Below are 22,322 nucleotides of genomic sequence, written 5' to 3'. Positions count from 1 at the left end.
AAACGTCTTGGACCGCCGTCCAGCCCGGGAGCGCGACACGCGGGCGACACGCCGAAAACGGCGCGTGAACCGCGCAGACGTACCGCGCCCTCAGAACATCTGGCCCCGCTGCATCGCGTCCCGGACCTCGCCGACGAGCTCCTCGAGGATGTCCTCCAGGAAGACCACGCCGACCGCTCGGCCGTCCTCGTCGACCCGCGCCAGGTGCGACCCGGAGCGCTGCATGGCCGCGAGCGCGTCCTCGACCTCGTCGTGCGGGCCGACCACCGCGAGCGCGCGGACGCGCCAGAGCGGCACGGGCACGCTGCGCGCGGCCTCGTCGGCGTAGAGCACGTCCTTCAGGTGCAGGTAGCCGGTGAGCGACCCGGCCTCGTCGACGACGGGGAACCTGCTGAACCCCGTCCGGGCGACCAGCCGCTCGACGTCCTCCGGCGTGCTGCCGAGGCCGACCGTGACCAGCGCCTCGGTCCGGATCATCACGTCCTGCGCGGTGCGGTCGGAGAACTCGAGCGCACCGGCGAGCAGGCCCTCCTCGTCCTCGATGAGCCCCTCCGCCTGGGAGCGCTCGACGATCGACTGCACCTCCTGCGCGGTGAACGCCGAGGCCACCTCGTCCTTGGGCTCGATCCCGAACAGCCGGAGCGCGTGGTTGGCGATCCAGTTGAGGGCCGTGATGATCGGGCGCACCAGGCGGGCGACCCAGACGAGCGGCGGGCCGAAGAGCAGCACCGCGCGGTCGGGGCCGGCCACGGCGAGGTTCTTGGGCACCATCTCGCCGAGGACGACGTGCAGGTAGACCACGACGGCGAGCGCGATGACGAAGGAGATCGGGTGCGTGAGGCTCTCGCTGATCCCGAGCGCGTGCAGCGGACCCTCGATGAGGTGCGCGATCGCCGGTTCGGCGACCACGCCGAGGCTCGTCGAGCACACGGTGATGCCCAGCTGGGCGCACGCGAGCATGAGGGAGACGTGCTCCATCGCCCACAGCACCGTCTTGGCGCGCCGGTCACCCTCGCGGGCGAGCGGCTCGATCGCGCTGCGGCGGGCGGAGATGATCGCGAACTCGGCGCCGACGAAGAACGCGTTCGCCGCGAGCAGGAGGACACCGACCACCAGCGCGAGGCTCGAGCTCATGAGCCGTCCTCCTCGTCGGCCCGCAGCGCGCACACGCGCACCCGCTCGACGCGCCGGCCCGCCATGGCGTCCACCTGGATCCGGACGCGGTCGACCACGACCTCGTCGCCGTTGGTGGGGATGCGTCCCAGCTCGGACATCACCAGGCCCCCGAGGGTCTCGTAGGGTCCGTCGGCGGGCACCTGGAGGCCCGTGACCTCGGTGAGCTCGTCGGGCCGCAGGACGCCGGGCAGCAGCCACGAGCCGTCCGCCGACCGCGCCGTGGCGGTACGCCGGCGGTCGTGCTCGTCGGCGACGTCGCCGACCAGCTCCTCCACGACGTCCTCGAGCGTGACGACCCCGGACGTGCCGCCGTACTCGTCGACGACGACGGCCATCTGCAGACCCAGCTCGCGCAGCTCGACCAGCAGCGGCCCGAGGTGCACGGTCTCGGGGACGCGCGGCGCCTCCACCATGAGCGCGGCGGCCGGCACCTCCGCCCGGCGCTCGTACGGGACGCCGATCGCGCGGCGCAGGTGCACCAGCCCGACGATGTCGTCGCTGGAGTCGCCGATCACGGGGAACCGGGAGTGCCCGGTGCGACGGGCCAGGTCGACGACGTCGGCCGCTGACTCCTCGCGACGTACGACGACGAGCCGCAGGCGGTCCGTCATCACGTCCACGGCGGTCAGCTCGGTGAACTCGATCGAGTTGGTCAGGAGCGTGGCCGTCGACTCGTCGAGCGTGCCGACCTCTGCCGAACGGCGCACCAGCGCGGCCAGCTCCTGGCGCGAGCGGCCACCCGCGAGCTCCTCGCGCGGCTCCACCCCGAAGCGGCGCAGCAGCGCGTTGGCACTGCCGTTGAACGCGACGATCAGCGGGTGCAGCCCGCTGGTGAACGCCCGCTGCAGCGGGACCACCGCGCGTGCCGTGGGCAGCGGGCGGCTGATCGCGAGGTTCTTGGGGATGAGCTCTCCCACGACCATCGAGAAGCCGTTCACCACCACGAGCGCGAGCACCCCCGCGACGATGCCACCCACCGCCTGCCCGAGCACCGACGTCTCGAGCGGCAGGCGGAGCAGGCGCACGACGGCCGGCTGCGTGGTGTACCCGAGCAGGACCGTGGTCACCGTGATGCCCAGCTGGGCGCCGGACAGCTCGGTCGACAGCCGGCGCAGGGCCTTGAGGACGGACTGCCCGCGCCGGTCCTCAGCGGAGGTCTGGCCGTCGACCAGGCCCGGGTCGAGCGTCACCAGCGAGAACTCGCTGGCGACGAAGACGGCGGTGCCGAGCGTGAGCACGATGCCCAGCGCGACCAGGAGCCACTCGATCAGCACGTGCGACCACCGGCGGCACGACGAACGCCGACCCGTGGGCCGGCGCAGAGAAGGACAGGAGAGAGGAAGTGGGGGCCGGCATGGTCTCCCCCGGGCTCGTCGGCCCGGGCAGGACGCCGGCAGCGACTTGAGCTGCTCATGGTGTGTCGATCATACGGGCGGTCCGCCGACTTCACAGGGCGCGTCCGCGTCCGAGGGCCTCCTGCGCCCCGCCTGTGCCACTCTGGCGCAATGGCGAACGTGAGCGGCGGGTCGACGACGACACCCGGCGGTGCCGGGACGGTGGTCCTGGTGGTGGAGGACGAGCCGGCGATCGCGCAGGCGATCGTGCAGCGGCTCTCGGCCGAGGGCTGGACGGTCGAGTCGGTCGGCGACGGGCTCGCCGGGGTCGGCGCGGCGTCGCGGCTGCGACCGGACGTGGTGGTCCTGGACGTGATGCTCCCCGGCATCGACGGCCTCGAGGTGTGCCGCCGGATCCAGGCGGAGCGCCCCGTGCCGGTCCTCATGCTCACCGCCCGGGACGACGAGACCGACATGCTGATCGGCCTGGGCGTCGGCGCGGACGACTACATGACCAAGCCGTTCTCCATGCGCGAGCTCGTGGCCCGGACCAAGGCGCTGCTGCGTCGCACCGAGCGCGCCACCCGTGCCGCGGAGCTCGCCTCCGCCGAGCAGCCGGAACCCCCGCTCGTCCTCGGCGACGTCACCGTGGACCGCGCCCAGCGTCGGGTGCTGCGCGGGGACGCCGAGGTGCACCTCACGCCCACCGAGTTCGACCTCCTGCTCGCCCTCGCCGCGACCCCGCGCACGGTGCTCACCCGCGAGCGCCTGCTGGCCGAGGTGTGGGACTGGGTCGACGCCAGCGGCACGCGCACGGTCGACTCCCACATCAAGGCGCTGCGCCGCAAGCTGGGGCCCGATCTCATCCGCACCGTGCACGGCGTCGGCTACGCCTTCGAGCCGAGCGACGGGCCGGCTCAGACGGGGCCGAGCGTCCCCGACGACGAGTGAACGCACCCCGTCACGCCCGGGGCGAGCTCGCCCGCGCGCGGCTGCCGGACGTGCGCCCCCTGGACCGCCTGAGCTCGATCAAGATCAAGCTCGGCGTCCTGGTCGCCGCGACCGTCACGGCCGCCGCGTTCATCACCTGGGTGGGCCTGTACAACCACCTGGGGCCGTCCCGCACGCTCCCCATCGCCATCGTCGTCTCGCTGGTCGTCACGCAGCTGCTGGCGCGCGGCATGACGTCGCCGCTGCGGGAGATGACGTACGCGGCGCGGCGGATGGCGGCGGGCGACTACAGCCGCCGGGTCCGCGCGACGAGCCTCGACGAGGTGGGTCAGCTGGCCGACGCGTTCAACACGATGGCCGACGACCTCGAGCAGGCGGACATGTTCCGGCGTGAGCTCGTCGCCAACGTCTCGCACGAGCTGCGCACGCCTGTCACCGCCCTGCAGGCGCAGCTGGAGAACATCGTCGACGGCGTGACCGAGCCGGACCCCGCATCGATGCAGGCCGCGCTCGCGCAGACCGAGCGGCTGGGGCGGCTGGTCACCTACCTGCTGGACCTGTCCCGGCTGGAGGCCGGCGACGTCCCGCTGGAGATCGCCGACGTCCGCCTGCAGGACTTCCTCCACGAGGCCGCGGAGGGCGCGATGCTCGTCGGGTCGGCCAAGCGGCTGCGCTTCCCCGTGGTCGTCGACCCCCCGGACCTCGTCGTCCCGGCCGACCCGGACCGCCTGCACCAGGTGGTCGCGAACCTCCTGCACAACGCCGTCCGGCACTCCCCCGAGGACGACGAGGTCCGCCTCGAGGCGTCGCGCGTCGGTTCGCAGGTCCGCATCGACGTCGTCGACCACGGTCCCGGCATCGCCCCCGAGCAGAGGCCGCACGTGTTCGAACGGTTCGTGCGCGGGAACAGCCCGGCCGTCACGGGACAGGCCTCGACCGGCGGCACCGGCCTGGGGCTGGCGATCGTGCGCTGGGCGGTGGAGCTGCACGGCGGTCGGATCGAGGTCGCGGACACGGCGGACGGCTGCACGATGCGCGTCACGCTCCCCGCTGCCTAGACGTTGCGCATGTGAAAATTGTTCTACTACCCATAGAACACTAGGGTCGGCGCATGACAACCGACGGCACCATCCTCGTCGAGCACCTGTCCAAGTCGTTCGGCCCGGTCCGCGCGGTGGACGACCTCTCGTTCCAGGTCTCCCCCGGCCGGGTCACGGGCTTCCTGGGACCGAACGGCGCCGGCAAGACCACCACGCTGCGGATGCTGCTCGGCCTGGTCCGGCCGACCTCCGGTGCCGCCACGATCGGCGGCCGGTCCTACGGCCAGATCCGCCAGCCGCTGCAGACCGTGGGCGCCGCGCTCGAGGCCGCCAGCTTCCACCCCGGGCGCACCGCGCTGGACCACCTGCGGCTCTTCACCCCGCAGGCCGGCGTCCCCGACGCGCGCGCGGGCCAGGTGCTCGAGCTCGTCGGCCTGTCCGCCGCGGCGAACCGCCGGGTCGGCGGGTTCTCGCTCGGCATGCGCCAGCGCCTGGCGCTGGCCACCACGCTCCTGGGCGACCCCCGGGTCCTCCTGCTCGACGAGCCCGCCAACGGCCTCGACCCTGAGGGCATCCGCTGGCTGCGCGGCTTCCTGCGCGCCCTGGCCGCCGAGGGCCGCACGGTGCTGGTCTCGAGCCACGTGCTGTCCGAGGTCGAGCAGACGGTCGATGACGTCGTCATCATCGCGCGCGGCCGGTTGGCGCACGCCTCGTCGCTGGCGGAGCTGGCCGGGATGGCCCGGGTGCACGTGCGGGCCGTCTCCCCGGACGCCGTCGCCCTGGCGGCGCTGGTCGAGAGGGCGGGCTGGACGCGTTCGGCCGCCGCCGACCCCCGGGTTGCCGACCTGCTGGACGTCGACGCCGCTACGGTCGGTGCCGCCGCGTTCGCGGCGGGAGTCGAGCTGCACGAGCTGACCAGCCGAGATCCCGGGCTGGAAGGGCTCTTCCTGCAGCTCGTCGGCTCCGTCGGCTCGGCGCCGGTCGCGGGGGTGGCAGCCTGATGCGCGCCGCCCTGCTCACCGAGTACCGCAAGCTCGTCACCACCCGCCTGTGGTGGATCCTCCTGATCGCCATGGCCGTCTACATGGCGTTCCTGGCCGCCGTGCTCGGCTGGGCCATCGCGCAGGGCGCGATGACCACCACCACGGGCACCGGCGAGGAGTCGGCGGCCCTGGCCCCCGACTCCGTGGTGCGGTCCGTCTACACGATCGCGGTCTCGTTCGGCTACGTCTTCCCCCTGCTCGTCGGCGCACTCGCGGTGGCCTCCGAGTTCCGGCACCAGACGATCACGCCGACCCTGCTGGCCGAGCCGCGCCGCACGATCCTGGTCTCCGCCAAGCTGGTCGCGGCCGCGGCCCTGGGCCTCGTGTACGGCGTCGTCGGGACGCTCGCCTCCGTCGGCGCCGGTGCCGCGGTGCTCACCATGCTGGACCAGCCGACGTTCCTCGACCAGGCCTCGACGTGGCGCACGATCGCCCTGTCCGCGCTCGCCCTGGCCCTGTGGGCGATCGTCGGCGTCGGCTTCGGGTCGGTCCTGACCAACCAGGTGGCGGTGATCGTCGTCGTCCTCGCGTTCACGCAGTTCGTCGAGCCGGTGCTGCGGGTCGTGCTCTCCATGACCGGCTGGGGCGCCGACATCGCGGCGTACCTGCCGGGCGCGGCGGGCGAGGCCGTCTCGGGCGGCAGCTTCTTCTCGGAGAGCGGGCTCATGGCCGTGCTGGAGTGGTGGCAGGGCGCCCTGGTGCTGCTCGCGTACGGGCTCGGCCTTGCGGCCATCGGGCGCGTGACGACCTTCCGGCGCGACATCACCTGAGCCCCGCGGCGGCCCGCCGGGCTGCCAGCACAACCATGACCTCGCAGGGGTAGTGCCGACCTCGTCTTGAGGGGTGCCGAACTGGCCCGTTGCCGCGCGTTGACCCGGGTGTGCCAACGAGGTGAACGCGACCGTCGATCTGCCCCGCAGAGGGCTCCTGAGCGCGGCTGCGGTGGCCTGAGGCCGTAGTGTTGTCATCAACAGAAGTAGCAGTCGGACTAGCAGAGACGCGGTCACCAGCCGCAGCGGAAGTGGGCGATCCCAGCGTGACCCAGATGGCGGATCCTGACTCGACACGAGCCGTGTTCGGCGCCAACGAGTGGCTCGTCGACGAGCTGTTCGAGCAGTACCAGGAGGACAAGAACTCGGTCGACCCGGCGTGGTGGGACTTCTTCGAGGGCTACAAGCCCGAGGAGGGGCTCACGAACGGCGCCTCGTCCCCGAAGGCATCGGCTCCCACGAAGGCCCCGGCGAACGGCACGCCGGTCGCGCCGGCGCCTGCGAAGCAGGCCCCTGCGGTCGAGGCACCTGCCGCCCCGGCACCTGCCGCCCCGGCACCAGCTGCCCCGGCACCCGCCGCCCCGGTGGCGAAGGAGACGGCGCCGCCGACCCCCGCGGCGCCCGAGGTCGAGCCCGCCGCCCTCACGGCCCCCATCGCGACCGCCCAGCCGGCCACCGCCCCGTACGCGCAGGTCGCCCAGCGCGCCTCCGCGGTCGACGAGGCCGAGACGACGGACGACGTCCAGAAGCTGCGCGGCCCGGCCGCGCGCGTCGTGACCAACATGGAGGCCTCGCTGGAGGTCCCCACGGCGACATCGGTGCGCGCGGTGCCGGCCAAGCTCATGGTCGACAACCGCATCGTCATCAACAACCACCTGGCCCGCGGCCGCGGTGGCAAGATCTCGTTCACGCACCTCATCGGCTTCGCGCTGGTCGAGGCGCTGGCAGACATGCCGGCGATGAACACCTCCTACACGGTCGTCGACGACAAGCCGAGCGTCCTGACGCCCGCGCACGTCAACCTCGGCATCGCGATCGACCTGGCCAAGCCGGACGGCACGCGCCAGCTGCTGGTCCCGTCGATCAAGAAGTGCGAGACGCTCGACTTCGCCGGGTTCTGGTCCGCGTACGAGGACGTCGTGCGGCGCGCCCGCGGCAACAAGCTCACCGTCGAGGACTTCGCCGGCACGACGATCTCGCTGACCAACCCGGGCACCATCGGCACGGTCCACTCGGTGCCGCGTCTCATGCAGGCCCAGGGCACGATCATCGGCGTCGGTGCCATGGACTACCCCGCGGAGTTCGCGGGCACGTCCGAGGACGCCCTGAACAAGATGGGCATCTCCAAGGTCCTGACCCTGACCTCGACGTACGACCACCGGATCATCCAGGGTGCGCAGTCCGGCGACCTCCTGCGCATCATCGCCCGCAAGCTGCTGGGCGAGGACGGCTTCTACGACCGCGTCTTCGCATCCCTGCGGGTGCCCTACGAGCCCGTCCGCTGGGTGCGTGAGGCCGCAGACCCCGACGCCGAGGCGATCAAGCCGGCCCGGATCGCGGAGCTGATCCACTCCTACCGCTCGCGCGGCCACCTCATGGCCGACACGGACCCGCTGGCCTACCGCCAGCGCAAGCACCCCGACCTGGACGTGCAGACCCACGGCCTCACGCTGTGGGACCTCGACCGCACGTTCCCGACGGGCGGCTTCGGCGGCAAGCCCCGCGCCAAGCTGCGCGAGGTGCTCGGCCTGCTGCGGGACTCGTACTGCCGCACGGTGGGAAGCGAGTACATGCACCTGCAGGACCCGCGGCAGCGGCGCTGGCTCCAGGAGCGCCTGGAGGCCGGGTTCGCCCGCACGCCGCGCGAGGAGCAGCTGCGGATCCTGCGCCGGCTGAACGCGGCGGAGGCCTTCGAGACCTTCCTGCAGACCAAGTACGTCGGCCAGAAGCGGTTCTCGCTCGAGGGCGGCGAGTCGGTCATCCCGCTGCTCGACGCGATCCTGTCCCGGGCCGCCGACAACGGGCTCGACGAGGTCGGCATCGGCATGGCCCACCGTGGCCGGCTGAACATCCTGGCCAACATCGCGGGCAAGTCCTACGCGCAGATCTTCCGCGAGTTCGAGGGCAACCAGGACCCCAAGTCGGTGCAGGGCTCGGGCGACGTCAAGTACCACCTGGGCACCGAGGGCACCTTCACCGCGGAGTCCGGCGCGACGACGGCCGTGTACCTGGCCGCCAACCCGTCGCACCTCGAGGCGGTCGACCCGGTGCTCGAGGGCATCGTGCGCGCCAAGCAGGACCGCATCGACCTCGGTGGCGACGGGTTCTCCGTCCTGCCGATCCTCATCCACGGTGACGCCGCGTTCGCCGGCCAGGGCGTGGTGTTCGAGACGCTGAACCTGGCGCAGCTGCGCGGGTACCGCACCGGCGGCACGATCCACCTGATCATCAACAACCAGGTCGGCTTCACCACCGGCCCCTCCTCGTCGCGCTCCTCGCAGTACGCGACCGACGTGGCCAAGGGTCTTCAGGTGCCGATCTTCCACGTCAACGGGGACGACCCGGAGGCGTGCGTGCGGGTCGCGGCGCTAGCGTTCGAGTACCGCGAGCAGTTCGACCGCGACGTCATCATCGACATGGTCTGCTACCGCCGCCGCGGTCACAACGAGGGCGACGACCCCTCGATGACGCAGCCGCTCATGTACAACCTGATCGAGGCCAAGCGCTCGGTGCGCAAGCTCTACACCGAGACGCTGGTGGCGCGCGGCGACATCACGATCGAGGAGGCCGAGCAGGCGCTCCAGGACTACCAGCAGCAGCTGGAGCGGGTGTTCGCGGAGACGCGCGAGGACGGCTACGTCCCGGCTCCGCCGGAGGCCGAGGCCGTCAAGGGCCTCGAGCGGCCGGAGTCGCAGCTCGAGGACGCCGGGATGATGGTGGGCTGGAAGACCGCGGTCGACGCCGGCACGCTCGAGCGCATCGGCCGCGCGCACGTGCGACCGCCGGAGGGCTTCACGGTCCACCCCAAGCTGGCGCAGCTGCTGGCCAAGCGCGAGGCGATGTCCCGCGAGGGCGGCATCGACTGGGGCTTCGGCGAGCTGCTCGCGTTCGGGTCGCTCCTGGTCGAGGGCACTCCCGTGCGCCTCGCCGGGCAGGACTCCCGGCGCGGCACGTTCGTGCAGCGGCACGCGGTCATGCACGACCGCGAGACCGGTGCCGAGTGGACCCCCCTGCTGTACCTGTCGGCCGACCAGGCCAAGTTCTGGGTGTACGACTCGTCGCTGTCCGAGTACGCGGCCCTCGGGTTCGAGTACGGGTACTCGGTCGAGCGCCCGGACGCCCTGGTGCTGTGGGAGGCGCAGTTCGGCGACTTCGTCAACGGCGCCCAGACGATCATCGACGAGTTCATCTCGTCCGCCGAGCAGAAGTGGGCGCAGCGCTCGTCCGTCGTGCTGCTGCTCCCCCACGGCTACGAGGGGCAGGGACCGGACCACTCGTCCGCACGCATCGAGCGGTTCCTGCAGCTCGCGGCCGAGGACAACATGACGATCGCGCAGCCGTCGACCCCGGCGTCGCACTTCCACCTGCTGCGTCGCCAGGCCTACGACCGGCCGCGTCGCCCGCTGGTGGTCTTCACGCCGAAGTCGATGCTGCGCCTGAAGTCGGCGTCGTCCCCGGTGGAGGACTTCACCTCGGGCACGTTCCGCACGGTCATCGGCGACGAGCTGGCCGCCCCCAAGGCCGACCAGGTCACCCGTGTGCTGCTGTGCTCCGGCAAGGTCTACTGGGACCTGCTGGCGCACCGCGTCAAGACCGGCGACGAGCAGACGGCGATCGTCCGGTTCGAGCAGCTGTACCCACTCGACGAGGAGGCCGTGCGCGCCGCGGTCGCCCCGTTCGACGGTGCGGAGCTGGTGTGGGTGCAGGACGAGCCGGGCAACCAGGGTCCGTGGACGTTCCTGTCCATGCACCTGCCGCAGCTGCTGGACCGCACGCTGCGGGTGGTCTCCCGCAAGGAGTCGGCCTCGCCGGCCGCCGGGTCCGCCAAGAAGCACCAGGCCCAGCAGGCCACGCTCATCGAGGCGGCGTTCGCGCGCTGAGCCACCCGTCGAGAGCCGCATCCCGCCCGGGGTGCGGCTCTCGCCGTGTCAGGAGACGGGGGCGGGGGCGAAGGCGCGCCGGTACGCCTGCGGGCTGGTGCCGAGCGTGCGTGCGAAGTGGTGGCGCAGCACCGCCGCGGTGCCGAAGCCGCACAGCCGCGCGATCTCCTCGATGCCCGCGTCGGACCGCTCGAGCATCTCCTGGGCGCGGGCCACGCGCTGCCGGGTCACCCACGCCGCGGGCGTCGTGCCGGTCTCGGCGCGGAACCGGCGGGCGAACGTCCGCTCGGACACGAACGCCCGCGCGGCGAGCTCCGGCACGCTCAGCTCCTCCTCGAGGTTCTCCACCATCCAGGCGAGCAGGGGGGCCAGGGTGTCCGCGTCGCACGGCAGCGGGGTGTCGACGAACTGGGCCTGGCCGCCGTCGCGGTGCGGGGGCACGACCATCCGGCGCGCGACGGCCGACGCCGCAGCGGCACCGAGCTCGCGACGGACGAGGTGCAGGCACGCGTCGATGCCGGCCGCCGTGCCGGCGCTCGTGATCACTCGGTCGTCGTCGACGTAGAGGACGGCGGGGTTGACCCGGGCCTGCGGGAACCGCCGGGCCAGCTCGTCGGTGTACATCCAGTGGGTCGTGCACCGGCGGCCGTCCAGGAGGCCCGCGTACCCGAGCGCGAACGAGCCGCTGCAGATGCTCAGCACCCAGGCGCCGCGGGCGTGCGCGTCCCGCAGGGCCTCGAGCACCGGCTCGGGCGCGGAGTCCGCCTCGCCGTACGCCGGGACGATCACCAGGTCGACGTCCCTGGTCGCCTCGAGCCCGTGGTCGACCGTCACGGAGTAGCCGGCGCCCTTCGTCGGCACGACGCCCGGCTCGATGCCGCAGACCGTGAAGTCGAAGACGGGGCCGCCGGTGTCGCGCCGGTCGATGCCGAACACCTCGCAGGCGACACCCAGCTCGAACGGTGCGACGTTGGGCAGGGCGATGGCCGCGACGGTACGGAGCATCGAGCCAGCATCCCGAGCGCTTGGCGGAATGTCAACGGTCACCGTCACTACTGCCACTCGTGGCATCTTCTTGTGGGTCGCAGACTTTCTGCCATGACCACCTTCTGGATCGTCCTCGCACTCGCCACCGCGGCGTGGCTGGTCGCCCGTCTGGTCGTCACGGTGCGCCGCGACGGCCTGGGCACCGCACGACCGCCCGCGTCCCACCTCGACTGGTCCGACTCCGTCTCGAACCTGCCCAGCCGCCCCTTCGGCAGCGCCTGACCCGCCGCCCCCGCCGTCGCACGCACGCCCGGCGAGCCGACAGGCCCGCCGATGAGCCCGCGGTCGCCCGCACCTCCTGAGAGACTGTCCCGCGACGGCCGTCGTGGGACGGGTCGGACGGCGAGAGGTGACACACGTGGGAGAGCTGCCGCTGCGGCTGGCGGTGGTCGGCGACGAGCTCGTGGCCGGCGCAGGCGACCCCAAGGCGCTCGGCTGGGTGGGCCGCGTGGCCGCCCGGACACCGACGCCGGACCCGTTGACCGTCCTGACGCTCGCCGTGCCGGGCGAGACCACCACCGCGCTGGGCGCACGGTGGGACGACGAGGTCTCGCGCCGCCTGTCCCCCGAGGCCGACAACCGCCTCGTCGTCGCGCTGGGTCGCGCCGACGTCGCCGCCGGTCTGTCCCTGGCCCGTAGCCGGCTCAACCTGGCCAACATCCTCGACGTCGCCGAGCAGCGCCGGATCCCCACGTTCGTGGTCGGCCCTCCGCCCGGCGGCACGGCCGACGCCGACACGCTGGCCGACCTGTCCGCCGCGTTCGCGGACGTCGCGACCCGTCGCCGGGTGCCGTTCGTGGACACCTACACGCCACTGGCCGCCCACGACCAGTGGCTGGGCGACCTCGCCGCCGGCGACGGCGTCCTGCCCGGCCAGGCGGGCTACGGGCTGATGGCCTGGCTGGTGCTGCACACCGGGTGGCACACCTGGCTCGGCCTGCCCGACGACTCCTGACCGCCCGCGCAGCGACGGAGGGTCGCGGGCCGGGCGCCGAGCGTCAGGACACCAGGCCCGCCTGCCGCAGGTCGACCGTGAGGTCGTGCGGGCTGGTGGAGACGGCGAGCGCCTCCTCGTAGGTGATGACGTCGTCCCGGACCAGCTCGAACAGGTGCTGGTCGAACGTCTGCATCTTGTAGAAGTCCCCCTCCCGGATCAGGTCGATCAGCGGCGGCGAGTCGGCCGGCTCCAGGATCGCGTCCCGGGTGCGGCCCGTGTTGACCATGACCTCGACGGCAGGGCGGCGGCCGGTGCCGTCGGCGAGCCGGACGAGGCGCTGGGACACGATGCCGCGCAAGGTCTGGGCCAGCGCGATGCGGACCTGCTTCTGCTCGTGCGGCGGGAAGAAGTCGATGATCCGGTTGATGCTCTCCGCCGCGTCGATCGTGTGCAGCGTGGACAGCACGAGGTGGCCGGTCTCGGCCGCGGACAGGGCCGCCCGGACGGTCTCCACGTCGCGCATCTCGCCGACCAGGATCACGTCGGGGTCCTGCCGCATCGCGGCCCGCAGGGCGACCGTGAAGTCGGCGGTGTCCTGGCGCACCTCGCGCTGGGAGACGATCGACTTCTTGTCCTGGTGCAGGATCTCGATCGGGTCCTCGATCGTCACGATGTTGACCTCGCGCAGCGTGTTGACGAGGTCCAGCATCGAGGCCAGCGTCGTGGTCTTGCCCGAGCCGGTGGGACCCGTCACGAGCACCAGACCGCGCGGCTCCAGGGCCAGCTCGCCGATGACCTCCGGGAGCGCGAGCTCGGCCAGCGACTGGGCGCCGACCGCGACCCGACGGAAGACCAGGCCGTACGTGCCGCGCGCCTGGTAGGCGTTGACGCGGAACCGGCCCACCCCGGACACGGAGAACGCGAAGTCGGCCTCGTGGTTCTGGCGGAACGGCTCCACGAGCTCGTCGGGGAGGACCTCCTCGAGCATGCGCTCGGTATCCGCGGGCTTGAGGTCCGGGACCTGCAGCTTGCGTAGTCGGCCGTCGACGCGGACCCGTGGCGCGGAGCCGACCTTGCAGTGCAGGTCGGAGCCGCCCGTGCTCGCGAGGGCGTGCAGGAACGGGATGACGGACTGCGTCGGCTGACTCACGCACTGGATATCGGACGCGCGGCCCGTGCACTTGAGGACGCGGGAGGTGTGGGACGATGGGGCGAGTCCGGCGCGCAGCACGGGCGCCGTCCCCGGAACGTCGACGAAGGAAGATCCCATGAGCAAGCGAGGCCGCAAGCGCCGTTCCCGCAAGGGCAGCGCCGCGAACCACGGCAACCGTCCCAACGCCTGAGCGTTCGGCGAGCGGTAGCCCGCGCAGTACGAAGGCCCGGAGCAGCAGCTGCTGCTCCGGGCCTTCGTTCGTCCGTGGGGTGGCTCAGTCCTGGGTGACGCGCATGACCGTCAGCTGCTCGTGGATGCGCAGGCGCAGGCTCGGCGGAGCCGCCTCCTGGCACCCGCGGCGCACCAGGGTCTTCACGACGAGGTCGACGTCGTACTCCTCCAGGCACCCGTCGCACTCCGTCAGGTGCGCCCGGACGGTCGCCGCGTCGAGCGGGCCCAGCTCGGCGTCGAGGTACTCCCACAACCGGTCGAGCGCGTCCTTGCACGTGTTGTCGCAGTTGCCCGGCACGGGCAGCTCGGACTCGTCAGCGGCCTCTCGCCAGTCGGTCATCGTTCGCCCTCCGGTGCGGTGGGGGCCACCGCGACCAGGCCCCGCCCGCGCGCGTAGTCCGACAGCAGCTCGCGCAGCTGTGCGCGACCGCGGTGCAGCCGGGACATCACCGTCCCGATCGGCGTCCCCATGATCTCGGCGATCTCCTTGTACGCGAAGCCCTCGACGTCCGCGAGGTACACCGCGATCCGGAACTCCTCGGGCAGGCGCTGCAGCGCGTCCTTCACGTCGGAGTCCGGGAGGTGGTCGAGCGCCTCTGCCTCGGCGGAACGCAGGCCCCTCGACGTGTGCGACTCAGCACGCGCCAGCTGCCAGTCCTCGATCTCCTCGGACCGGGACTGCTGCGGCTCGCGCTGCTTCTTGCGGTACGAGTTGATGTACGTGTTGGTGAGGATGCGGTACAGCCACGCCTTGAGGTTGGTGCCCGGACGGTACTGGTGGAACGCGGCGAACGCCTTGGCGAACGTCTCCTGGACCAGGTCCTCGGCATCCGCGGGGTTGCGCGTCATCCGCATGGCAGCGCCGTAGAGCTGGTCCAGGTAGACCAGCGCCTCGGCCTCGAACCTCTCGGTCCGTGCCCCGTCGTCCTCGGACTCGGGGGCCCGGTTCGTGTCCTCGCTCATCGCTGTCGAGCCTAGCCCCGCGGGCTGGGGACCACCGACCGGCGCCGGCCACGCGAGGTTCACCCGATTCGCCTGCATCTGCGCGGGCCGCCCGGGCGGAAGAGTGTCCACGGGGATGCCGATCGCCCACCCCGTCGCGGACGACGTCGCAGGTGGAGTCGCGGTAGCACAGCTCATGAGTGGATCAACGGCGCGCGGGCGCGAGCCATTCCCTCCGTCGCGGACGCGCCGAGCGCGCACTAGGTTGGCGCCATGACCAGCGGCACCGACGACTCCACGTTCCTGCGCCTCCTGCGCGAGCAGATCGGCCACGAGTTCGACGCCCACCAGCAGTACGTGGCGATCGCGGTGTGGTTCGACGGCCAGGACCTGCCCCAGCTGGCCCGGCACTACTACCGGCAGGCGATCGAGGAGCGCAACCACGCGCTGATGATCGTGCAGTACCTGCTCGACCGGGACCTGCGTGTCGAGATCCCCGCCGGCAGCGCCGTGCGCAACGACTTCTCCCAGGTCACCGAGCCCATCGGCCTGGCCCTGCGGCAGGAGAAGCAGGTGACCGCGCAGATCGAGGCGATCTTCGCGGCCGCGCGGGCCGAGGGTGACGCCCTGGGCGAGCAGTTCCTGCTGTGGTTCCTCAAGGAGCAGGTGGAGGAGGTCGCCTCGGCCACCACCCTGCTCACCGTCGCCACCCGTGCCGGCGACAACCTGTTCGACCTCGAGAACTACGTCGCCCGCGAGCAGATCGGCGACGGTGGCGAGTCCGCCGACGCGCCGTCCGCCGCCGGCGGCGCCCTGTAGGAGGAGGAGCTTCCGTGCTGTTGCGTCGTCTCGCCCGACCCCTGTTCGCCTCGTGGTTCGTCACGGAAGGACTCGACGTCGTCCGGCATCCCGCCGCGCACGCCGCCGAGGCCCGTGCGTCGCTGACCACACTGCGCTCCCGGCTGCCGGAGCCCGCCCGTCAAGGTCCCGCCGGCCAGGCGCTGGGCCGCGAGCTCACCGAGCGTCAGCTGACCTCGATCGTGCAGGCGCACGGGGCCGCCCTCGCCGGGGCGGGCGTCCTGCTCGCCGTCGGCAAGGCGCCGCGGACCGCCGCCCTGGCACTCGCCGCGCTGACCGTCCCGCTGATCCTGACGAACCTGCCGACCAAGCGACTGCGCACCGAGGACCCCGCCGTGCGCAAGGCCCGGCGGGACCGGTTCGTGCGGGCGCTGGCCTTCACCGGCGGCGCCCTGATCGCCGGCGTGGACCTCGAGGGACGCCCCGGGATCAGCTGGCGCCTCCAGAAGGCGCGCAGCGAGCACGCAGCCGCCAAGGCGGCGTCGGACTGAGACGTCCGCCGGGGGTCCGCGGCACCGCACTAGCCTGGGTGCCATGGACCTCTGGACCGCACCGCTCGCCGGTGGCCCGCTCGACGCCCTGGTGGACGTGCCCGGATCGAAGTCGCTCACCAACCGGTACCTCGTGCTGGCCGCGCTCGCCGAAGCCCCCGGACGCCTGCGCGGAGCGCTGCGCTCGCGCGACACGCTCCTGATGGCGGCCGCGCTGACCTCGCTGGGTGCGCGGATCGACGACGACGGCGGCGACTGGGTGGTCACGCCCGGCCCCGTCGCCGGCGGCGCCGACGTCGACTGCGGCCTGGCCGGGACCGTCATGCGGTTCCTGCCCGCCGTCGCCGCGCTCGCCGACGGTCCGGTGCGGTTCGACGGCGACGACGCGGCGCGCACGCGGCCGATGGGACCGGTCGTGGCGGCGCTGCGCACCCTCGGTGTCCGGGTCGACGAGCACGGCCGCGTCGGGCACCTGCCCTTCACCGTGCACGGTCGCGGCTCGGTGGGTGGCGGACAGGTCGACGTGGACGCGTCGGAGTCGAGCCAGTTCGTCTCGGGGCTGCTGCTCGCCGCCGCCCGGTTCGAGCGCGGGCTGACCCTGCGGCACACCGGCCGGACGCTGCCGAGCCTGCCCCACATCGAGATGACCGTCGCGCTGCTGCGCGAGGCGGGCGTCGTGGTCGACGACTCGCGCCCCGCCATCTGGCAGGTGTCCCCGGGCCCGATCACCGGTCGTGACGTGCGCGTGGAGCCCGACCTGTCGAACGCCGCCCCGTTCCTGTGCGCGGCCCTCGTGGCCGGCGGCACGGTGCGCGTGCCGGGCTGGCCGACGAGCACGACGCAGCCCGGCGGGCTCCTGCCGGGCATCCTGGAGCGCATGGGCGGCTCGACGCGGCTGGACGGCGACGTGCTGAGCGCGACCGGGACCGGGCGCATCCACGGCGTCGACCTCGACCTGCACGCCGCGGGCGAGGTCGCGCCGACGATCGCGGCCCTGGCCACGCTGGCCGACTCCCCCACGCGGCTGCGCGGCATCGCCCACCTGCGCGGTCACGAGACCGACCGGCTGGCGGCGCTCGCGGCGGAGATCACGCGGCTGGGCGGTCAGGCTGAGCAGACGGCGGACGGCCTGGTCATCACGCCGCGCCCGCTGTCCGCGGGCACGTGGCACACGTACGAGGACCACCGGATGGCCACCGCGGGCGCGCTCATCGGCCTGCGCGTGCCGGGCGTCGAGGTGGAGGACGTCGCGACCACCGCCAAGACGCTCCCGGGCTTCGTGGGGCTCTGGGACGGCATGCTGGCCGGATCGGCCGTGCCGGTCTGATGGTGAACCGTCGCTACGACGAGCGGGACGTGCGGATCCGCCCCGGGCGGGGGTCCCGTCCCCGGACCAAGCAGCGCCCGGAGCACGCCGATGCCGAGACGGCGCTGGTCACCGCGGTGGACCGCGGGCGGTACTCGATCCTCGTCGACCCCGACGGGCCCGACGAGCGGGTCGCCGTCGCGATGAAGGCCCGCGAGCTGGGCCGCAACCGGGTGGTCCCGGGCGACCGCGTCGACATCGTCGGTGACACCTCCGGCGACGACGGCTCCCTGTCGCGGATCGTGCGCATCGCGGAGCGCCGGACCGTGCTGCGGCGGACCGCCGACGACACCGATCCCGTCGAGCGGATCATCGTCGCCAACGCCGACCAGCTCGTGATCGTCACCGCCCTGGCCGACCCCGAGCCGCGGACCCGGATGATCGACCGCTGCGTCGCCGCCGCCTACGACGCCCGCATGGACGCCCTGCTCGCCCTCACCAAGGCGGACCTGGCGGACCCGGCGGAGCTGGTGGGCATGTACGCGCCGATCGGGGTCGAGGTGGTGGTCACCAGCGCGGAGAAGTCCGAGGGCGGTCGGATCGTCCACGGTCTCGAGGACCTGCGTGCCGCGCTGGACGGCAAGACGTCGGTGCTGGTCGGGCACTCGGGCGTCGGCAAGTCCACGCTGGTGAACGCGCTGGTGCCCGGCACCTACCGCGCGGTGGGCATCGTCAACGACGTGACCGGTCGAGGTCGGCACACGTCGAGCTCGGCGGTGGCGCTGCGCGTGCCGGGCACGTCCGCGCCGACGTGGGTCATCGACACCCCCGGCGTGCGGTCGTTCGGGCTCGCGCACGTGGACCCGCAGCACCTGCTGGGTGCGTTCGCGGACCTGGCCGAGGTGGCGCAGGCGTGCCCGCGCGGGTGCACGCACGCCGCCGACGCCCCCGACTGCGCGCTCGACGAGTGGGTGGCCGGCTCCCCCGACGAGACGACGCAGGCCGCACGCACCGCGCGGGTCGAGTCGTTCCGCCGGCTCCTGGCCAGCCGGCTCGGCTCCGGGGAGCCGGACAGCCGGGAGCCCGCTCGTCCGTGACGCGACCCACTACCGTGTCGGCATGAGCCTGCGACCTGGGTACGACGACGACCTGCGCCTCGCCCACGTGATCGCGGACCAGGTCGACTCGCTGACCATGTCCCGGTTCAAGTCGCAGGACCTGCGGGTCGAGACGAAGCCGGACCTGACGCCGGTCTCCGACGCCGACAAGACCGCCGAGGAGATCGTCCGGGGCCAGCTGTCCCGGGCGCGGCCGCGCGACGCGGTGCACGGCGAGGAGCTGGGCGACACGGGCCACGGGCCGCGCCGTTGGGTCATCGACCCGATCGACGGGACCAAGAACTTCGTGCGGGGGGTCCCGGTCTGGGCCACGCTCATCGGGCTCCTGGACGGTGACCAGGTGGTGGTCGGCCTGGTCAGCGCGCCGGCCCTCGGCAGGCGGTGGTGGGCCGCACAGGGCAACGGCGCGTGGACCGGCAAGTCGCTCGCGGCCGCGAGCCAGCTGCGGGTGTCCGGCGTCGACCGCCTCGAGGACGCGTCCCTGTCCTACTCCTCGCTGAGCGGGTGGGAGGAGCGCGGACAGCTCGACGCGTTCCTCGGCCTGACCAGGCGCACCTGGCGGACCCGCGCCTACGGCGACTTCTGGTCGCACGTGCTCGTCGCCGAGGGGGCGGTGGACCTGTCGGCCGAGCCGGAGCTCGCCCTGCACGACATGGCGGCGCTCGTGCCGATCGTCACGGAGGCCGGCGGGATGTTCACCTCGATCCGGGGCGTCCCCGGCCCCTTCGGCGGCTCGGCGCTGGTGTCCAACGGCCGGCTGCACGCGGCGGCGCTCGAGTACCTGGACCCGCTGCCGGAGGCGTGACCCGGCCGGTCGCGGCACGATCGGTGCCATGAGCACCGACGACCGGGCCGACCGCGCCGCCTCGTTCGACCAGGCGGCGGCCGTCTACCAGGCCACCCGTCCCGGCTACCCGGACGAGGCCGTGCGCTGGGCGGTGCCCGCGGACGCGCGTGACGTCCTCGACCTGGGCGCCGGGACCGGCAAGCTCACCGGGCGGCTGGTCGCGCTGGGCTGGCACGTCGTCGCCGTCGAGCCGTCGGACGCGATGCGGGCCGAGCTGGGCGCGGCACACCCCTCGGTCGACGTCCGGCCCGGGACGGCGGAGCGCACGGGCCTGCCGGACGCGTCCGTGGACGCCGTGACCATCGCGCAGGCCTGGCACTGGGTGGACCCGGCGGCGGCCGCCGCCGAGATCGCGCGGGTGCTGCGGCCCGGGGGTCAGGTGGCCCCGATCTGGAACGTCCGCGACGAGGCGACGGACTGGGTCGCGCGGTGGACGGAGATCGTGCACCGGGGCGACAGCCTCGATACCAGCTACCGCGACCCGGTGCTCGGGGACGCGTTCACGCCCACCGAGCACGCGACCTTCCGCTGGACCCAGCGGCTGCGCACGGACCAGCTGCGCGGCCTCGCGGCGAGCCGCAGCCACCTGATCCTGCTGCCACCCGACGAGCGGGACGCGCTGCTCGACGCGGTCGACGAGCTCGTCGCCACCCACCCCGACCTGCGCGGGCGTGAGTGGGTCGACGTGCCCTACCGCACGGAGTGCTACCGGGCGCGGCTGCGCTGAGCCCCGCCGAGGGCGTCGTCAGAGGCCCAGCACGTCCGGGAGCTGACCGAGCGACTCGATCACGACCACGTCGGCCGCCGCGATCTCGTCGTCCGTGAGCGGCGTGCGCCGCGCGCCCGGCCGGTCCACCCAGATGCCCAGCAGGCCGGCCTTCCGGGCGGCCACGGCGTCGACGTCCAGCTCGTCACCCACGTACGCGGTCCGCTCGGGGGCCGTGCCCAGCCGTCGGCACGCCTCCAGGAACACCCGCGGGTCGGGCTTGCCGAACCCCAGGGTGTCGATGCCGACGAGCATCGGCACACGGTCGAGCAGGGCGGTTCGCTCGAGCTTCTCCGTCTGCTTGGCCACGTCGGCGTTCGACAGCGCACCGACGGCGAGGCCCGCAGCGAGCAGCCGGTCGACGAGCGCTCCCGCGTCGGGGTGCGCCGCCCACGCCCCCGAGAAGTCCTCGTCGAACTCGTCCGCCCACCGCGCGTACGCGTCCTCGTCCAGGGGCGCGCCGCCGAACAGCGCGTGCAGCTCGTTGGCGCGCGTCATGCGCTGCTCGGCGAACCCGACCTCGCCGCGGGTGTAGGCCGCGTAGTGCCCCCCGGCGTCGGCCCGCCACACCGCCAGGAGCTCGCCGTGGCGTTCCTCCGGCAGGCCCGGCAGGTAGCGGCGGGCCACCCCCGCCAGCGCGTGCCGGAAGGCGCCCAGCGTGTCGACGAGGGTGTCGTCGATGTCGAACAGGACGCCGTCGACCCGCCTCACAGCGAGGCGCGCAGCGCGGCGATCCGCGCGAGCGTGGACTGCTTGCCCAGGATCTCCATCGACTCGAACAGGGGCGGCGAGATCCGGCGCCCGCTCACGGCCACCCGCAGCGGGGTGAACGCGAACCGCGGCTTGAGGCCGAGGCCCTCGACCAGGGCCGCCTGCAGGGCCTCCTGGGTGGTCGCCGTCGTGAACTCGGTGAGGTTCTCGAGCGCGGCCGCGGCGGCGTCCAGGACCGACCCGGACTCCTCGCGCAGGGCACCGCGGGCGTCGTCGGCGACCTGGAGCTCGTCGTCCGCCACGAACAGGAACCCGAGCATGTCGACGGCCTCGCCCAGCAGCGTGATGCGCTCCTGGATCAGCGGCGCCCCGGCGTCGAGCAGCCGCTGGTGCTGCGGGGCCAGGTCGGCGTACGAGTCCGCCGGGACCACACCCCCGCGGTGCAGGTACGGCACGAGCCGGTCGCGGAAGTCGTCCGGCGCGAGCAGGCGCACGTGCGCGGAGTTGATGGCCTCCGCCTTCTTGACGTCGAAGCGCGCCGGGTTGGGGTTCACGTCGGCGGCGTCGAACGCGGCCACCATCTCCTCCATCGAGAAGATGTCGCGGTCCGGCCCGATCGACCAGCCCAGCAGCGCCAGGTAGTTGAGCAGGCCCTCGGGCGTGAAGCCGCGGTCGCGGTGCAGGAACAGGTTCGACTCGGGGTCCCGCTTGGACAGCTTCTTGTTGCCCTCGCCCAGCACGGACGGCAGGTGCCCGAAGACGGGGACGACCGAGCCGACGCCGATCGCGAGCAGCGCCTGGTAGAGCGCGATCTGCCGCGGCGTCGAGGAGAGCAGGTCCTCGCCGCGCAGCACGTGCGTGATGCCCATGAGGGCGTCGTCGACCGGGTTGACCAGCGTGTAGAGCGGCTGACCGTTGGCGCGCACGATGACGAAGTCCGGCACCGAACCGGCGCGGAACGTCACCTCGCCGCGGACCAGGTCCGTGAACGTGATGTCCTCGTCCGGCATCCGCAGGCGCAGGACCGGCTCGCGGCCGTCGGCGCGGAACGCCGCCTTCTGCTCGTCGGTCAGGTCGCGGTCGGCGCCGTCGTAGCCGAGCTTCGGGTCCCGCCCGGCGGCCTTGTGGCGTGCCTCGATCTCGTCGGGCGTGGAGAACGACTCGTAGGCGTACCCGCCCTCGACCAGCCGCCGGACGACGTCGGCGTACAGGTCCATCCGCTGCGACTGCCGGTAGGGCTCGTGCGGCCCGCCCACCTCGACGCCCTCGTCCCAGTCCAGGCCGAGCCAGCGCAGCGCGTCCAGCAGCTGGAGGTAGGACTCCTGCGAGTCGCGCGCCGCGTCCGTGTCCTCGATGCGGAACACGAACGTGCCGCCCGTGTGGCGGGCGTACGCCCAGTTGAACAGCGCCGTGCGGATGAGGCCGACGTGCGGCGTCCCGGTGGGCGAGGGGCAGAAGCGGACGCGTACGGCGGAGGAAGTCACAGACCCCAGGTTACTGG

The 22,322-nt window shown here is 73.0% G+C and carries 22 protein-coding genes; 14 read left to right on the top strand and 8 right to left on the bottom strand.

From position 1 onward, the window contains the following. Window positions 1-90: 90 nt before the first annotated feature. Window positions 91-1,134 carry a hemolysin family protein gene (locus KG102_RS04750; RefSeq protein WP_208214565.1) on the bottom strand — a complete coding sequence of 348 codons (1,044 nt, stop codon included), beginning with the start codon at window positions 1,132-1,134 and terminating at the stop codon, window positions 91-93. After that, a complete protein-coding gene (locus KG102_RS04745) occupies window positions 1,131-2,450 on the bottom strand; it encodes a hemolysin family protein (protein ID WP_208289432.1) in 1,320 nt (439 codons plus the stop codon). Before KG102_RS04745 ends, KG102_RS04750 begins: the two co-directional genes overlap by 4 nt. A gap of 231 nt (window positions 2,451-2,681) precedes the next feature. Here KG102_RS04745 and KG102_RS04740 point away from each other — a divergent pair, with 231 nt between their 5' ends. From KG102_RS04740 to KG102_RS04720, 5 genes are all read left to right on the top strand, one after another. Continuing rightward, on the top strand, window positions 2,682-3,461 hold the full coding sequence (locus tag KG102_RS04740; protein WP_208214567.1) for a response regulator transcription factor: 780 nt from the start codon (window positions 2,682-2,684) through the stop codon (window positions 3,459-3,461). Then, window positions 3,458-4,519 carry a sensor histidine kinase gene (locus KG102_RS04735; RefSeq protein WP_208289433.1) on the top strand — a complete coding sequence of 354 codons (1,062 nt, stop codon included), beginning with the start codon at window positions 3,458-3,460 and terminating at the stop codon, window positions 4,517-4,519. The genes KG102_RS04740 and KG102_RS04735 overlap by 4 nt, the downstream gene beginning before the upstream one ends. 53 nt (window positions 4,520-4,572) lie before the next feature. Beyond that, window positions 4,573-5,502, top strand: a complete 930-nt coding sequence (locus KG102_RS04730) for an ABC transporter ATP-binding protein (protein ID WP_208289434.1) — start codon at window positions 4,573-4,575, stop codon at window positions 5,500-5,502. Beyond that, window positions 5,502-6,314, top strand: coding sequence for an ABC transporter permease (locus KG102_RS04725; RefSeq protein WP_208214570.1), 813 nt, complete (start codon window positions 5,502-5,504; stop codon window positions 6,312-6,314). The genes KG102_RS04730 and KG102_RS04725 overlap by 1 nt, the downstream gene beginning before the upstream one ends. Window positions 6,315-6,589: 275 nt before the next feature. Further along, complete coding sequence (locus KG102_RS04720) at window positions 6,590-10,414, top strand: multifunctional oxoglutarate decarboxylase/oxoglutarate dehydrogenase thiamine pyrophosphate-binding subunit/dihydrolipoyllysine-residue succinyltransferase subunit (protein ID WP_208289435.1); 3,825 nt, start codon at window positions 6,590-6,592, stop codon at window positions 10,412-10,414. Between the two features lie 48 nt (window positions 10,415-10,462). On the opposite strand, the gene KG102_RS04715 is transcribed toward KG102_RS04720, so the two are convergent. Further along, window positions 10,463-11,419, bottom strand: a complete 957-nt coding sequence (locus KG102_RS04715; RefSeq protein WP_208214572.1) for a GlxA family transcriptional regulator — start codon at window positions 11,417-11,419, stop codon at window positions 10,463-10,465. A gap of 93 nt (window positions 11,420-11,512) precedes the next feature. Between KG102_RS04715 and KG102_RS04710 the strand changes: the two genes are divergently transcribed. Next, window positions 11,513-11,683 (top strand): hypothetical protein, encoded by a 171-nt coding sequence (locus KG102_RS04710; protein WP_208289436.1) that lies wholly within the window; start codon window positions 11,513-11,515, stop codon window positions 11,681-11,683. 136 nt (window positions 11,684-11,819) lie between these two features. After that, the gene (locus KG102_RS04705) at window positions 11,820-12,416 is read left to right on the top strand and encodes a GDSL-type esterase/lipase family protein (protein ID WP_208214574.1); all 597 of its coding nucleotides are present in this window, start codon (window positions 11,820-11,822) and stop codon (window positions 12,414-12,416) included. A 43-nt stretch (window positions 12,417-12,459) separates the two neighbouring features. Here KG102_RS04705 and KG102_RS04700 read toward each other — a convergent pair whose 3' ends face one another. Next, window positions 12,460-13,548: a type IV pilus twitching motility protein PilT gene (locus tag KG102_RS04700; RefSeq protein WP_208289437.1), complete on the bottom strand. Its 1,089-nt coding sequence runs from the start codon at window positions 13,546-13,548 to the stop codon at window positions 12,460-12,462. A 118-nt stretch (window positions 13,549-13,666) separates the two neighbouring features. Here KG102_RS04700 and KG102_RS19030 point away from each other — a divergent pair, with 118 nt between their 5' ends. After that, on the top strand, window positions 13,667-13,741 hold the full coding sequence (locus KG102_RS19030; protein WP_155859599.1) for a 50S ribosomal protein bL37: 75 nt from the start codon (window positions 13,667-13,669) through the stop codon (window positions 13,739-13,741). Window positions 13,742-13,825: 84 nt separating this feature from the next. On the opposite strand, the gene rsrA is transcribed toward KG102_RS19030, so the two are convergent. Continuing rightward, a complete protein-coding gene (gene rsrA, locus KG102_RS04695; RefSeq protein WP_208214576.1) occupies window positions 13,826-14,122 on the bottom strand; it encodes a mycothiol system anti-sigma-R factor in 297 nt (98 codons plus the stop codon). After that, the gene (locus KG102_RS04690) at window positions 14,119-14,823 is read right to left on the bottom strand and encodes a sigma-70 family RNA polymerase sigma factor (RefSeq protein ID WP_307802839.1); all 705 of its coding nucleotides are present in this window, start codon (window positions 14,821-14,823) and stop codon (window positions 14,119-14,121) included. Before KG102_RS04690 ends, rsrA begins: the two co-directional genes overlap by 4 nt. A 174-nt stretch (window positions 14,824-14,997) precedes the next feature. On the opposite strand from KG102_RS04690, the gene KG102_RS04685 reads away from it, so the two are divergent. Genes KG102_RS04685 through KG102_RS04660 form a run of 6 tightly spaced genes read left to right on the top strand, consistent with a single transcriptional unit; the run spans window position 14,998 to window position 20,071 of the window. Beyond that, window positions 14,998-15,543 carry a ferritin gene (locus KG102_RS04685; RefSeq protein WP_208289439.1) on the top strand — a complete coding sequence of 182 codons (546 nt, stop codon included), beginning with the start codon at window positions 14,998-15,000 and terminating at the stop codon, window positions 15,541-15,543. Window positions 15,544-15,557: 14 nt separating this feature from the next. Further along, a complete protein-coding gene (locus KG102_RS04680) occupies window positions 15,558-16,073 on the top strand; it encodes a DoxX family membrane protein (protein ID WP_208289440.1) in 516 nt (171 codons plus the stop codon). A gap of 43 nt (window positions 16,074-16,116) precedes the next feature. Further along, on the top strand, window positions 16,117-17,400 hold the full coding sequence (aroA, locus tag KG102_RS04675) for a 3-phosphoshikimate 1-carboxyvinyltransferase (RefSeq protein WP_208289441.1): 1,284 nt from the start codon (window positions 16,117-16,119) through the stop codon (window positions 17,398-17,400). Then, on the top strand, window positions 17,400-18,476 hold the full coding sequence (gene rsgA, locus KG102_RS04670; RefSeq protein WP_208214581.1) for a ribosome small subunit-dependent GTPase A: 1,077 nt from the start codon (window positions 17,400-17,402) through the stop codon (window positions 18,474-18,476). The genes aroA and rsgA overlap by 1 nt, the downstream gene beginning before the upstream one ends. 22 nt (window positions 18,477-18,498) lie before the next feature. Continuing rightward, window positions 18,499-19,302 carry a histidinol-phosphatase gene (hisN, locus tag KG102_RS04665; protein WP_208214582.1) on the top strand — a complete coding sequence of 268 codons (804 nt, stop codon included), beginning with the start codon at window positions 18,499-18,501 and terminating at the stop codon, window positions 19,300-19,302. 28 nt (window positions 19,303-19,330) lie between these two features. Continuing rightward, window positions 19,331-20,071: a class I SAM-dependent methyltransferase gene (locus tag KG102_RS04660; RefSeq protein WP_208289442.1), complete on the top strand. Its 741-nt coding sequence runs from the start codon at window positions 19,331-19,333 to the stop codon at window positions 20,069-20,071. A gap of 18 nt (window positions 20,072-20,089) precedes the next feature. Here the strand turns inward: KG102_RS04660 and KG102_RS04655 are convergent, their stop codons facing one another. Further along, window positions 20,090-20,821, bottom strand: a complete 732-nt coding sequence (locus tag KG102_RS04655; RefSeq protein WP_208289443.1) for an HAD family hydrolase — start codon at window positions 20,819-20,821, stop codon at window positions 20,090-20,092. After that, window positions 20,818-22,305, bottom strand: a complete 1,488-nt coding sequence (gene gltX / locus KG102_RS04650; protein WP_208214585.1) for a glutamate--tRNA ligase — start codon at window positions 22,303-22,305, stop codon at window positions 20,818-20,820. Before gltX ends, KG102_RS04655 begins: the two co-directional genes overlap by 4 nt. Window positions 22,306-22,322 lie beyond the last annotated feature (17 nt).

Origin of the sequence: Cellulomonas fengjieae, assembly GCF_018388465.1 — a bacterium.
GTDB classification, from domain to species: Bacteria; Actinomycetota; Actinomycetes; order Actinomycetales; family Cellulomonadaceae; genus Cellulomonas; species Cellulomonas fengjieae.
The sequence above is the reverse complement of the archived record's forward strand: the minus strand, read 5'-3'. Positions and strand labels throughout refer to the sequence as shown.